At 36.8% G+C, this 12,425-nt stretch carries 14 protein-coding genes and 1 other annotated feature; all 14 genes read right to left on the bottom strand.

Translation table 11 applies throughout. From position 1 onward, the window contains the following. Positions 1–40: 40 nt before the first annotated feature. Positions 41–1,954: an ABC transporter permease gene (locus HRG09_RS00535; protein WP_174098862.1), complete on the bottom strand. Its 1,914-nt coding sequence runs from the start codon at positions 1,952–1,954 to the stop codon at positions 41–43. Beyond that, complete coding sequence (locus tag HRG09_RS00530) at positions 1,929–2,705, bottom strand: ABC transporter ATP-binding protein (protein WP_174098861.1); 777 nt, start codon at positions 2,703–2,705, stop codon at positions 1,929–1,931. Before HRG09_RS00530 ends, HRG09_RS00535 begins: the two co-directional genes overlap by 26 nt. Before the next feature lie 93 nt (positions 2,706–2,798). Further along, the gene (locus tag HRG09_RS00525) at positions 2,799–3,881 is read right to left on the bottom strand and encodes a HAMP domain-containing histidine kinase (protein ID WP_174098860.1); all 1,083 of its coding nucleotides are present in this window, start codon (positions 3,879–3,881) and stop codon (positions 2,799–2,801) included. After that, positions 3,871–4,578: a response regulator transcription factor gene (locus tag HRG09_RS00520; protein WP_174098859.1), complete on the bottom strand. Its 708-nt coding sequence runs from the start codon at positions 4,576–4,578 to the stop codon at positions 3,871–3,873. The genes HRG09_RS00525 and HRG09_RS00520 overlap by 11 nt, the downstream gene beginning before the upstream one ends. A gap of 92 nt (positions 4,579–4,670) precedes the next feature. Continuing rightward, positions 4,671–5,957 (bottom strand): GTPase ObgE, encoded by a 1,287-nt coding sequence (gene obgE / locus HRG09_RS00515; RefSeq protein ID WP_174098858.1) that lies wholly within the window; start codon positions 5,955–5,957, stop codon positions 4,671–4,673. Then, positions 5,957–6,505 carry a sporulation initiation phosphotransferase B gene (locus HRG09_RS00510; RefSeq protein ID WP_174098857.1) on the bottom strand — a complete coding sequence of 183 codons (549 nt, stop codon included), beginning with the start codon at positions 6,503–6,505 and terminating at the stop codon, positions 5,957–5,959. The genes obgE and HRG09_RS00510 overlap by 1 nt, the downstream gene beginning before the upstream one ends. Positions 6,506–6,569: 64 nt before the next feature. Next, positions 6,570–6,860, bottom strand: a complete 291-nt coding sequence (gene rpmA / locus HRG09_RS00505) for a 50S ribosomal protein L27 (protein WP_017150650.1) — start codon at positions 6,858–6,860, stop codon at positions 6,570–6,572. A gap of 3 nt (positions 6,861–6,863) precedes the next feature. Further along, positions 6,864–7,208: a ribosomal-processing cysteine protease Prp gene (locus HRG09_RS00500; RefSeq protein ID WP_090687665.1), complete on the bottom strand. Its 345-nt coding sequence runs from the start codon at positions 7,206–7,208 to the stop codon at positions 6,864–6,866. Positions 7,209–7,219: 11 nt separating this feature from the next. Further along, complete coding sequence (gene rplU / locus HRG09_RS00495) at positions 7,220–7,528, bottom strand: 50S ribosomal protein L21 (RefSeq protein WP_003200848.1); 309 nt, start codon at positions 7,526–7,528, stop codon at positions 7,220–7,222. 14 nt (positions 7,529–7,542) lie between these two features. Then, positions 7,543–7,620: a sequence feature (ribosomal protein L21 leader region), on the bottom strand. 77 nt (positions 7,621–7,697) lie between these two features. Continuing rightward, complete coding sequence (locus HRG09_RS00490) at positions 7,698–9,086, bottom strand: Rne/Rng family ribonuclease (protein WP_174098856.1); 1,389 nt, start codon at positions 9,084–9,086, stop codon at positions 7,698–7,700. Between the two features lie 68 nt (positions 9,087–9,154). Then, complete coding sequence (locus HRG09_RS00485) at positions 9,155–10,015, bottom strand: M50 family metallopeptidase (protein ID WP_174098855.1); 861 nt, start codon at positions 10,013–10,015, stop codon at positions 9,155–9,157. Next, the gene (locus HRG09_RS00480) at positions 10,008–10,751 is read right to left on the bottom strand and encodes a M23 family metallopeptidase (protein WP_174098854.1); all 744 of its coding nucleotides are present in this window, start codon (positions 10,749–10,751) and stop codon (positions 10,008–10,010) included. Before HRG09_RS00480 ends, HRG09_RS00485 begins: the two co-directional genes overlap by 8 nt. A 173-nt stretch (positions 10,752–10,924) precedes the next feature. After that, positions 10,925–11,722, bottom strand: coding sequence for a septum site-determining protein MinD (gene minD / locus HRG09_RS00475; protein ID WP_174098853.1), 798 nt, complete (start codon positions 11,720–11,722; stop codon positions 10,925–10,927). A 2-nt stretch (positions 11,723–11,724) separates the two neighbouring features. After that, the gene (minC, locus tag HRG09_RS00470) at positions 11,725–12,411 is read right to left on the bottom strand and encodes a septum site-determining protein MinC (RefSeq protein WP_174098852.1); all 687 of its coding nucleotides are present in this window, start codon (positions 12,409–12,411) and stop codon (positions 11,725–11,727) included. Positions 12,412–12,425 lie beyond the last annotated feature (14 nt).

Below are 12,425 nucleotides of genomic sequence, written 5' to 3'. Positions count from 1 at the left end.
CCCTGTAACTTGTTACACACGTAAAAAGCTAGAGGTTCCCCTAGCTTTTTACGTGTTTTAAATATCCTCTTTGTGCAACCATAAAATAAATTGCTGAAGCTAAAATATATGCCCCAATCACAATTGCACCTGATTTCCATAAATCTAAGTAAAGCATTTTCCCTAATGTATGAAGAGCAAATCCACTATGAATCGCACCAATGAGAATTGGTATAAAGAAGATAACACCCATTTGACGAATGGCAATTTTATGAATTTCTTTATCTGTCATACCAATTCGCTTTAATGACTTAAATTGAATACGATCTTGTTCTTTATCGTTAAACCATTTAAAGTACGTCATGCTGCAAGCAAAGAAGAAGAAGAGTACTGCTACGAAGAAACCAATGAACATTGTAATTGCCCCTTGTTCCTTTATCGCTTTATAAGTGAGAACCGAATTATGGAAATTCTGTTGTTGTTCTTGAGCAATTTCTTTTTTCAATTCTACTACAAGGTTCTCTGTTCCTTTCCAGTCTTCAATATAATATCCGTAATATTTTGTCTTTTCTTCATCTGATATAGCCTCTGCATATTTCACAAAGTCTTGATCATTCACAATAAGATACCCTTCATCATTAAAAACAGACTGTGAAATTGGATCATTTAACTTAATAAATTGCTTTTGTCCGTTCAGTGTAAACTCAAATGGCTTTGTACGATCTACCTTCACAAAGTCATTCATCATATCAATTAAAACCATCGTCGCGCTTCCCGGTACATTATGAACTTCCTCTTTCTTTTGCTTGCGTGCTTCTGCATTATATTCTTTTTCTGAGATAATACCTAAAGGCATCTCATGCTCACCATTAAACATCACTAGTTTTTGTTTTGCAGGAATTTTTACATATGTTACTTTTCTCGCATCTTCAAACCCGTGCTTTTTCAGTGTTGTCTGCATTTTCTCGTCACTAATGACATTATGCGAATTTACTCCCTTTTCCTCATATGAAATTGCATGAGGAGTACTTGCTACTGTTTTATAACTCATATCTTGAAAGAATACGTAAAGCGTACCAACCGCTGAAGAAACAACAGCTGTAATAATAGAAATAACGAAAAGAAAACGAGCATTATCTTTCATTTTATAAATAAGATTACTAAGCACAAACATATTTGGATATGTATAGAATGATTTTTTTCGTCTTTGTAACGCTTTTAATACAACTGTACTACCTTGTGTAAATAGTAAATATGTTCCTCCAACTGTTAGTCCTACAATCGGCAAGAAGTACATAAGAAAATTCATAAGCGTCACTTGGAAGCAAAGAACATATGCGACAATAATACATAATATCCCAACTACACATAACCATGTAAATGCAAAGGGCTCTACTTTTTGCTTTCTCGCTTCTCTTAATAAATCAATAATTTGTAAACGACCAACCGTCCAAATACCAAACAGTGATAAGAGAAAGAAGAGAATGAAGTATACACTAGTTGTAATTAAAACAGCTTTGCCATTCCAGACGAGCGGAAGGGTTTTGTCTATACCTAACAATACACTTAAAGCCTGGAAGAACAGTTTTGAACATAGCATTCCTAAACCAATTCCCACTACAATTGCAATTCCACCTAAAATCATTTGCTCTAGCATAATCATTCGGCCAAGCTGCGCTTTCGTTCCACCTATTAATGTTAATAAGCCAAACTCTTTTTTTCTTGCTCGTAAAAACGTTGAATTTGCATATAGAATAAAAAGCGCTGAGAAGATGACGACAATATAATTCATAGATTCTAATCCTTTTGTAATCATCATCTTCATACTAATATTTCCACTCACTATATCTGGGTGATAAATGAACGAAGCATACATGAAAAATACTACAATCGATAAACAACTACTAATAAGGAAAGCTTTATAATTGCGCCAATTTCCTTTTACATTATTAAGCGCGAGCTGGCGAAAGTTCATGATATTCTCCTCCTAGCATCGCAAGTACGTCTAAGATTTCTTGGAAAAAGGCTTGTTTTGTTTTTCCTTTATGAATTTCTGAGAAAATTTCTCCATCACGAATAAATAGAATTCTTTCGCAATAACTAGCCGCCACTGGATCATGCGTTACCATTGCAATTGTTACTTTCTTTTGCTCATGTAAATCTTGCAGTGCACCCATTAATGATTTCGCAGATTTAGAATCTAGGTTTCCAGTTGGCTCATCCGCTAAAATTAATGTTGGATCATGAATGATTGCTCTTGCAGCAGCTGCACGTTGTTGTTGTCCACCCGATACTTCATATACTTTTTTATTTAAAATTCCTTCGATGTTTAAAAACCTCGCAATTTCAAGTACTTTCGTATCAATTTCATTTACAGATCGCTTCGCCATTACAAGTGGTAAAATAATATTTTCTTTAATGGATAGCGTATCCAACAAGTTAAAATCTTGGAAGATGAACCCCAAATGTGTACGGCGAAATTCTGCTAGTTTTTTAGCACGCATTTGGCTAATCTCTTCACCATTTACATAAACATGACCTGATGTTTGTTTATCAATTGTTGCTAATAAATTCAGAAGTGTTGTTTTTCCGCTCCCTGAAGGTCCCATAATTCCGACAAATTCGCCTTCTTCAATTTTGAAATTTATATCATGCAAGGCAGTCGTTGCCACTGATCCTTTTGATTGATAAACCTTCGTTAATCCTTTTACTTCGAGAACACTCATTTCTAATCCCCCTATGTGTTTTCTTCTTACATTTACTATAAGAAAAATGTGAGAAAGAAACGAGTGATTTTCCTTACAAAACCATTTGTTATCTTACAATTTTGTCATTTTTCTCATCAATGTATGATATTCTTCATCTTTTGTAAATTGGAATGTAAATGTTGTACCTTCTCCTTCGGTTGATTGCACGTAAATTCCGTGATGAAGATTATCACAAATTTCCTTTGTAATATATAATCCCATTCCTGTTGCTTCTCTTGTTTTTCTTCCATTTGTTCCTGTAAAGAATGGTTCAAAAACTCGTTTGATATCTTGCTTTGGAATACCAATCCCAGTATCACAAATATGTAATAAAACTGTCTGTTCCTTCTCCTCTATTTGAAACTGAATTTCTTTCTTATCCGCTTGCGAGATTTTTGTGTATTTAATTGCATTCATAATAATTTGATTGATTGCAATACTAATCCACTTCCGATCAGAAGCAACCATGCAGGTTTCTTCTTCAAACATTAATTTCGGATATACAGAGGATTGTATAAAAGATTTTCGATTTTGATTAATAATATCTCGCACAACCTCTATTACGTTCACTACTTCTACTTTATAATCTTTCGACAACTGTTCTAACCTTGCCATATGTAACGCTAAATCTAAACCATGTAAAATACGATTATTTTCCTCCCGAATACTTTCAACTGTTTCTCTTGCTTCACGATGTTCTTTACCAAATTTCTGCAATAATAACTCAATAACAGATACCGGTGTTTTCATTTGATGAATCCATTGGTTCATGAAAATCATTTGTTGCTGTTCTTTTGCATGCTGCTTATGAACTTCACTCATATATTGCTGCCTCAGCAATGTGAACGCTTCTACAATTTTTTCTTGCTCTGACGTATAAGAAGCATCAATGAGTAAAGAATCATGCAAAGTTTGTCCCCCGGTAATATATTGTTCTATCCTTTTTAAAAATACACTTCTCTTTCGGTAATCATAAATGAGGTATATGATAAATACGACTGTTCCTAATAATAGTCCATATAGCCAAGTTCCTAAATCAATTGACCTCTTTTCTAAAAGGCTTTGCAGCTGTAATACAAGCCCAAATAAACAAAGACTGACAACATAAGAAAGAATTAAAGGGAAGCGATCGATGAGATAACTTTTAAGCTTCATGCCCTTTGCCCCACTCTGTAAGAAGCGCATAACCATACCCACGTTTTGTGACAATTGCATTTTTAATACCTAGCTCCTCTAATTTCTTCCTTACACGCTTTACATTCACAGTTAATGTATTATCATCAACAAAAGCTACTTCATCCCATAAGGCCTCTAATAACTCTTCACGCGTTACATATTGATTAGCTTGTTTCATTAAACATTCCAATAAGTAAAATTCATTTTTTGTAAGTTCTGTTTGTTGCCCTTTCCACTCTACTGTGTGCTGAGATGGGAATAATAACAATCCATTTACCCCTAAACAATCACTCTCTGCCGTAGAAGCATACTCCCCATATCCTCGGCGAAGTGCACTTTTCACCTTTGCCATTACGATATCTAAGTGGAATGGCTTTGTAATATAATCATCTCCACCATTCTCAATTGCCATCACTTGGTCCATTTCCCCCGTTCTTGCAGAGACGAATATAATTGGTGCATTCGAAACCGTACGAATTTGGCGACACCAATAGTAGCCATCAAAGTACGGTAAATTAATATCAAGTAACACAAGATGAGGGTTTATTTTTACAAACTCATCTTTTATATGACTTAAATCGCTCGCTTTAAACGATTGATATCCATACCTTTCTAAATGTTCCTCTAATATTCCCGCAATTTTTTCGTCATCTTCTACAATTAATATTTTATACATGCTCTTTTTCTCCCCTTGTTTCTCACGACAAATTATTCTTCTAAAACCACTCCTTTTTCCATTATAAAAAAGACTGCCGTATTTTGGCAGTCTTAATCGATAAATTCAAATTCATATTCAAGAATTTTTACAATATCGCCGTCTTTTGCACCACGTGCACGAAGAGCTTCATCAATACCCATTCCGCGCATTTGACGAGCAAAGCGACGTACAGATTCATCACGTGAGAAGTCTGTCATCTTAAATGTTTTCTCAATATCGTAACCAGAGATCACAAACGTACCGTCGCTTTCGCGTGTAATTTCAAATTTAACACCTTCAGTTTCAAATTTGTACATTACACTTGCTTCTGATTCATCTACAACATCATGTACTGGGAATTCTGGTGTTGTTTCCACTAAGTTTGCTACTTCAAATAATAGATCACGAACACCTTGTTTTGTTACTGCAGAGATTGGGAAGATTTGAACTTCGTTTCCTACTTTCTCTTTAAACGCTTGTAAGTTTTCTTCCGCATCTGGCATATCCATTTTGTTTGCAACAACAACTTGTGGACGCTCTGTTAAACGCAGATTGTACTCTTTTAATTCCGCATTGATTGTTACATAATCCTCATATGGATCACGGCCTTCTAAACCAGACATATCAATCACATGCACGATAACGCGTGTACGTTCGATATGACGTAAGAATTGGTGTCCAAGTCCAACGCCGGCGTGTGCTCCTTCGATTAATCCAGGAAGGTCAGCCATAACGAAGCTGCGGTTATCACCTGTTTCAACAACACCTAGGTTTGGAACGATTGTTGTAAAGTGATATTCTGCAATTTTCGGACGTGCTGATGATACAACGGATAATAATGTTGATTTACCAACGCTTGGGAATCCAACAAGTCCAACATCCGCTAATACTTTTAATTCTAAGATGACATCACGTTCTTGACCCGGTTCCCCGTTCTCAGCGATTTCTGGCGCTGGGTTCGTTGGAGTTGCGAAACGTGAGTTACCACGGCCACCTCGGCCACCTCTTGCAATAACTGCCGATTGCTCATGCGTTACTAAATCAGCAAGAATTTGACCCGTTTTTTCATCTTTTACAACTGTTCCTGGTGGAACTTTTACGATTAAATCGTCAGCTTTACGACCATGCTGTCCTTTACTCATTCCATGCTGACCACGATCAGCTTTGAAATGACGTTGGTAGCGGAAGTCCATTAATGTACGTAAGCCTTCGTCAACAACGAAAACAACATCTGCACCTTTACCGCCATCGCCACCTGCTGGGCCACCTTTTGGAACATACTTCTCACGACGATACGCAACCATTCCGTTTCCACCGTCGCCGCCTTTTACATATATCTTGACCTGATCTACAAACATTATTTCACCACACTTTTTTCGATTGGTTGTAATATAACCGAGACTTCGTCATCTCGTACTGTATAAGAAATGGAATACCATTCATTGTTTTGGTTTGTAAGCCACGTTTGTAGTTCTTCTACATCCGTTAGCTTGCCACGAAAATCAAAAAAGAAACGAGCATTCTCCGCGTCACATTCAATTGTGATACAAACATAATTTTCAACATAAACGTCTAAACTATGCTGAAGCATTGAGAAAAATTGATTTGCCCATGCACAAACTGCCTCATCGTAATGAGATAAGTTATGTATTTTTCCTAATACTTCGTACTCCAATAAGCACGGCTGCTGTTTCCAATTATATGTTAAAATCCACTCTGAAAATAGAGGCATCGATAGCTCCACCAGATAAGATTCTTGTCTCGCTTCTTGGACAAAACGCTCGATGAGCCCATGAATCTCTTCCACTCTTCCAAGTGAAAGATTTCCTTTAATCATCTGCATACGATTAAGCCAATCATGTCTTGAATGGCGCAATGCATCTATTATTGTCCATTTTTTATTCATCCAGATACTCCTTAATATAGAAAAACTCTAACCTGCACTCAGGTTAGAGTTTTCCGTGAGTTTCTTATGCTTCTTGAGCAACAGGATATACGCTCACTTGTTTGCGGTCACGGCCAAGACGCTCGAAGCGTACTACGCCGTCAACTTTCGCGTATAAAGTGTCATCGCCACCACGACCAACGTTAACACCTGGATAAATTTTTGTACCGCGTTGACGGTAAAGAATTGAACCACCTGAAACCATTTGACCATCTGCGCGTTTAGCACCAAGACGTTTTGACTGAGAGTCACGACCGTTCTTTGTACTACCTACACCTTTCTTAGATGCGAAAAACTGAAGATCTAATCTTAACATACGTTACACCTCCTGCACTTTTTCTATTAAACGGATATACTTTCCGTAATCAAGTTCAATCGTCTTAAGCGAAACAACTAATCCTTCTAAAAGTGTTTGTGCTTTTTCCATCGTATGAGCGTCTAAATCATTAGGCAATTCATACGTTAAAAATCCGCCGTCACTTCCAAGTTCAATAGTTGCTTGCACATTACAAAGTACTTCCACTGCATTTATAGAACCAAACACAACCGCAGTTGTTCCAGCACAGACAAGATCTTGTCCATGTGGCGCATAGTCGGCATGTCCAGTCATTTTAAATGATTGGATACTTCCTAATTTCGTGCGACTTATCGTAATTTTAATCATCTTAACCAGAATTAAGCGTTGATTGCTTCAATCACTAGCTTAGTGTAAGGTTGACGATGACCTTGTTTCTTACGATTGTTCTTTTTCGCTTTGTATTTGAAAACGATGATTTTCTTAGCGCGACCTTGTTTTTCAACTTTCGCAGTAACTGTTGCACCTTCTACAACTGGGCTACCAACTTTCACGTTTTCGCCACCAACGAAAAGAACTTTGTCAAAAGTAACAGTTTCACCAGCTTCAGCATCTAATTTTTCAATGTAGATTTCTTGACCAGCTTCAACTTTGATTTGTTTTCCACCTGTTTCGATAATTGCGTACATACTTGCACCTCCTCATAATTACTAAGACTCGCCAAAACGAGGTAGACATAAAATGTCTTTGGGGAACCTGTCTTGTGCGGTTGTAGCATATAGCAGTTTAGGTGCTATAAACTATAACATAGAGATGTTATCATGAAACATAGACGATTGTCAATAAATGTTCTGCTAACTATTTTTTTCGATTCATTATTTCTTTCTTCGTTCCAAATCGAATAATCGCATACTTCTCAGTTTCTTCATCTGTGAAATAAATTTTAAGTGGTATATTTTTTTGTAATTCTTTTTGTGAAAATACTTTTTGCACTTCTTTTGACGCTGCAATTAACACCGCTTCATCTTCTACATGATTGTACGTAATAAGCTCTCTTTCCAGCTCATATGCAATTGTTTCATTTGAAATCACGTACCCTGTCGTTTTGCACTGCGAACAGTCTTCTAGTAATACGTCACGCAGCGAATGTTTCTTACGCTTACGTGTCATTTCTAAAATACCGAGTTCTGTAAATCCGAGAACACGGGTATATGTACGATCCCTTTGTAAAGAAGAAATGAGTCTCTCTCTTACCCTCTCTTTATCTTCTTGTTTTTTCATATTAATAAAGTCAATTAAAATCATGCCACCAATATCACGTAATCTTAATTGACGAGCAATTTCTTCTGCAGCTATTTCATTTGTTCGCAACACTGTATCTTGCAAATTTTGTTTCCCAGTAAATTTACCCGTATTCACATCAATTACCGTCATTGTTTCCATTTGTTCAATAATCAAATAAGAACCGTTTGGTAACCACACTATTTTTTGCAGTGCTTTTTCAATTTCACGCTCTATACCATAGTAACTAAACATAGAAGCCTTTTCATTATACAGTTTGACCTTTTCTTTTCCCACTTTATCTTCTACTTCCTTTAAGATACTACGTGAATCTATGATTACTTTCGAGACGGATTCAACTGGATTCCCCTGGAACACACGATCTAAAAACGTCTCAGGACGATGAAGCAATAATGGTGCCTTTCCTTGCTCCTCTTTTCTTTTTAACCCTTCAAACAGTTCCTGAAAATGTTTCATTTCCATTTGAATTTCATCTAAAGATCCTTTTTCACATGCTGATCGGAAAATAAAGCCGCCCGTTCCCTCGACTTGAATTTCCATTAATTGTTGTCGTTTCTTATAACTTTTTATTTTCCGGGAAACAGCACGCATCTCATCATATGGCATATAAACGACATATTTCCCGGTAAATTCTATATTAGCTGTTAGCTTTGGGCCTTTCGTATCAATTGCTTCTTTCACAACTTGTACGAGCAGAGCTTGCCCTTCGTGTATTCGATATGATGATGGAACATCGTCGTAGGAAAGATATGCATGTTTTTCTAAACCTATATTTACAAAAGCTGCATTCATCCCCGCAATTGTGCGCACTACGCGTCCTAAGTAAATATGTCCGATAATTTCTTGTTCTTCGTTTCTTTTCCATAGTAGTTCGACAATCTCTTGTTCTTCTTCAACAGCAACTCTCTTTTCCGAACCAGTATAGTTGATGTATAACGTTTTCAAAATACTTTCCTCACTTTTTTTATTTTCTTTTCCTCTTACAATATAAAAGGTTAGTGTCATCGTCAACACTAACCGATTAATTCTGCTACAGATGAAGTTGTTCGTTTTTCAGTAAAATAAGCATAAAGCAATTCATTTTCATCTAATGTATAGTGCTCTTTATATTTGCCATGAACGATAATCGAGTGTTTATACCCTCTCCGAAACTTTGTAAAAATTGTATACAACCGGTCGTCCGTTCGCACCTCGATTGGAGCAATTTTTTCAATATCTCGCTTGTTTCCATAATAACGTTCTAGTAAAAAACGCATAAACGCATAGCGCCGTTGCTTCCATTCTTGATATAAAGAAATAGCTAAAAACAGAAGAAGCGCCCACATCATAATATTATTACTATTCCAAAGGAGTTGCCACCCTAATATCACACTAAAAAAAACACATGATATTTTCATCATCTTCTCATGCGCCTGTAAATAAGGGAATTGATGTGATAAAACATTAAACAATACTTTCCCACCATCTAGCGGCCAAATTGGTAATAAATTAAACCCTAGAATAATTAAATTGTTCCATACAAAAAAATGATACAGTTCCTCACTAACCCATCCTGTCCTAGACAAGACATACGCTAGCCCAATCATCCATACATGTTGAATAGGTCCCGCTATTACAACGACTAATTCTTCCTTTAACGGCTTATTCCCGTGTTCCTCAAGCTCCACCACACCGCCAAACGGCAAAAGTTTGATTTCCTTAATCCTCCATTTATAATAAGCAGCTGCGAAGGCGTGCCCAAGTTCATGAATCAAAACGATACAAAATAAAAGTAGTAATTCTTTAAATCGCGCTGTGAAAATTCCAATCGCTATAATTCCCCAAAACAGTGGGTGCACTGTAATTTTTGACAGTACTTCGCTATATTTATTCAAATGAAATCACCTGAATTGGATCGATAAATTTTTCATTCTTTTTGATCGCAAAATAGAACTTACCATTCTTGTTATCTGCACTGCTCCCAACTGTTCCAATCTTTTGTTTCTTTTCAACATAATCATATAATTTCACGGATGTATCACCTAAATTTCCATACCAAGATTCCGTACCATCTGCATGTTGGATCTCAACTATATTTCCAAATTGCTCTTTCTTACCAGCGAAAATGACAACTCCTTCATTTACAGATTCAACAGCTGTATTCGCAGCTGTTTGTACAAATACACCTTGGCCGTCTTTTTGAAAACTTTGCATGACTTTCCCTGAAGCTGGAACTGCATAATCTTTTTGTTGCGCTGATTGCTTCTTTTCATTTGCAGGTAGAAAGGCGAGCGGTTTTCCAAATTGATCTTCGTACCATTTAGATACAGTAGCAAACTGAAACTCTTCTTGCATCACTTGTTTTACAACCGTTTTTGCTCCGTTAAAAGAAGCCGGTGCATTTTTAAATAAAATAGCTACCGAGAGAACGAGAATTGCTGCTAATAAAAATTTAAATAAAAATACTTCTTTTCGAAAAAGAGGATGCACCTCTTTTTCACCTTCTTCAATGAACATCGTTTCTCCATCATAGCTCCCTTCTGAAAAATACTGTTCTTCCTCGAGTCTCTCTTGTTCTTCTTTTCTCTTTGCAATCCGCTTTTTAATCTCTTCTACACGTCTATTCTTCATCTTGTCTCCTTCCTTTTGCCACCTCTTCTTGCAAGAGGCGAGTAAAGTGAAACTTCCAGTAAATAAAAGTTCTCTATTTACCAAAATACAGTTTGTACATATGTATGAACTCTGAAGAGGAGATATTCATGAGAAGAAAAAAAGAAAGCACCTCGCATACATGCGAAGTGCTTTTAACGAATTCCAAAGAAATTCTTTACTTTTGTAAAAACAGATACTTTTTCTTGTTCAAAGGCTTGTAAAGGTACAGATTCGCCTAACAAACGTCTTGCAATATTGCGATAAGCTAATGATGCTTTCCCACTTGGCTGCAACGCTACAGGTTCGCCTGTATTTGTGGCACGAATGACCTCATCATCGTCTTCGACAACTCCAAGTAAATCAATTGAAAGCGTACGTACAATTTCATCTACATCTAACATATCTTGCTCATGCAACATATGGCTACGCACACGGTTAATAACAAGTTTGGGTGGTTCGATATCTTCTTTTTCTAAAAGTCCGATAATACGGTCTGCATCACGCATAGAAGATACTTCCGGTGTCGTTACAACAATTGCTTTATCCGCACCTGCCACCGCATTTTTGAATCCCTGCTCAATACCAGCAGGACAATCAATTAATATGTAATCATAATCTTGACGTAATACCTGTATTAATTCATCCATTTGTTCAGGTGTTACCGCTGATTTATCACTCGTTTGTGCTGCAGGTAATAAATAAAGCTCATCAAAGCGCTTATCTTTAATCAGAGCCTGAGATAAACGACAACGACCTTCAACGACATCAACAAGATCAAATACAATACGGTTTTCTAGCCCCATTACTACGTCTAAATTTCTTAGACCAATATCCGTGTCAATTAAGCAAACCTTTTTCCCGGATAATGCTAGGGCTGTACCAATGTTTGCAGACGTTGTAGTTTTGCCTACTCCGCCTTTTCCAGATGTAATTACTATTGCCTCTCCCACAGCTATACAATTCCCCTTTCTAACTTTGTTAAATTAGGTCTGAGATGAGTGAGAAGTTGCAGGCGATCGACAACAATGTGATTGTTCTCATTAATATATGCACATTCTGCCGTCTCTGCTCCGTCTTCTTTCTCTTCCGGAGCCCGCATTGTCACATCACTAATTCGAAGTTGCATCGGATTCATAACAGATGCCGCGATTACAGCATCTGTATCCCCATAATATCCTGCATGTGCAATACCCCGTAATGATCCAATGACAAAAATATTTCCCCCAGCGATAACCGTTCCGCCTGGATTAACATCTCCAATTAATAATAGATTTCCGTTTACTTGCAATACTTGACCTGAGCGAACAATTTTGGAAACAGGGACAATTTCTGTTTCTTCTTTCCACTCTATTGCTTCAGCTTTCGTGATAACATCGCTCTCAATCGAATCGACAACAAGATTTTTTTTATTACGAATCAAAGTCCGAATTTCTTCTTGCTGTACATCTGTCAAATAGCGATTGCCAACTTTAACATGTACTTCGATTAATGAACGTCCATCACCATCATAATAGTGAGTAGAAAGTTTTTCATCCAGTTCTTTCAGTAATTCAGAAAATGAACAGCAATCATCTAAATGTAATGTCAGTCCATCTTTTGTCCCTTTTATCGTTACATTCTGTTGCTTTTTTTCTTCCACTAAAGTTCACCCCA

The sequence above is a fragment of the Bacillus sp. Xin1 genome, from assembly GCF_013314535.1.
GTDB lineage: Bacteria > Bacillota > Bacilli > Bacillales > Bacillaceae_G > Bacillus_A.
The sequence above is the reverse complement of the archived record's forward strand: the minus strand, read 5'-3'. Positions and strand labels throughout refer to the sequence as shown.

Coding starts and splice junctions, on each gene's coding strand:
- HRG09_RS00535 (WP_174098862.1), bottom strand. CDS start 1,954: ATGAACTTTCGCCAGCTCGCGCTTAATAATGTAAAAGGAAATTGGCGC.
- HRG09_RS00530 (WP_174098861.1), bottom strand. CDS start 2,705: ATGAGTGTTCTCGAAGTAAAAGGATTAACGAAGGTTTATCAATCAAAA.
- HRG09_RS00525 (WP_174098860.1), bottom strand. CDS start 3,881: ATGAAGCTTAAAAGTTATCTCATCGATCGCTTCCCTTTAATTCTTTCT.
- HRG09_RS00520 (WP_174098859.1), bottom strand. CDS start 4,578: ATGTATAAAATATTAATTGTAGAAGATGACGAAAAAATTGCGGGAATA.
- obgE (WP_174098858.1), bottom strand. CDS start 5,957: ATGTTTGTAGATCAGGTCAAGATATATGTAAAAGGCGGCGACGGTGGA.
- HRG09_RS00510 (WP_174098857.1), bottom strand. CDS start 6,505: ATGAATAAAAAATGGACAATAATAGATGCATTGCGCCATTCAAGACAT.
- rpmA (WP_017150650.1), bottom strand. CDS start 6,860: ATGTTAAGATTAGATCTTCAGTTTTTCGCATCTAAGAAAGGTGTAGGT.
- HRG09_RS00500 (WP_090687665.1), bottom strand. CDS start 7,208: ATGATTAAAATTACGATAAGTCGCACGAAATTAGGAAGTATCCAATCA.
- rplU (WP_003200848.1), bottom strand. CDS start 7,528: ATGTACGCAATTATCGAAACAGGTGGAAAACAAATCAAAGTTGAAGCT.
- HRG09_RS00480 (WP_174098854.1), bottom strand. CDS start 10,751: ATGAAGAATAGACGTGTAGAAGAGATTAAAAAGCGGATTGCAAAGAGA.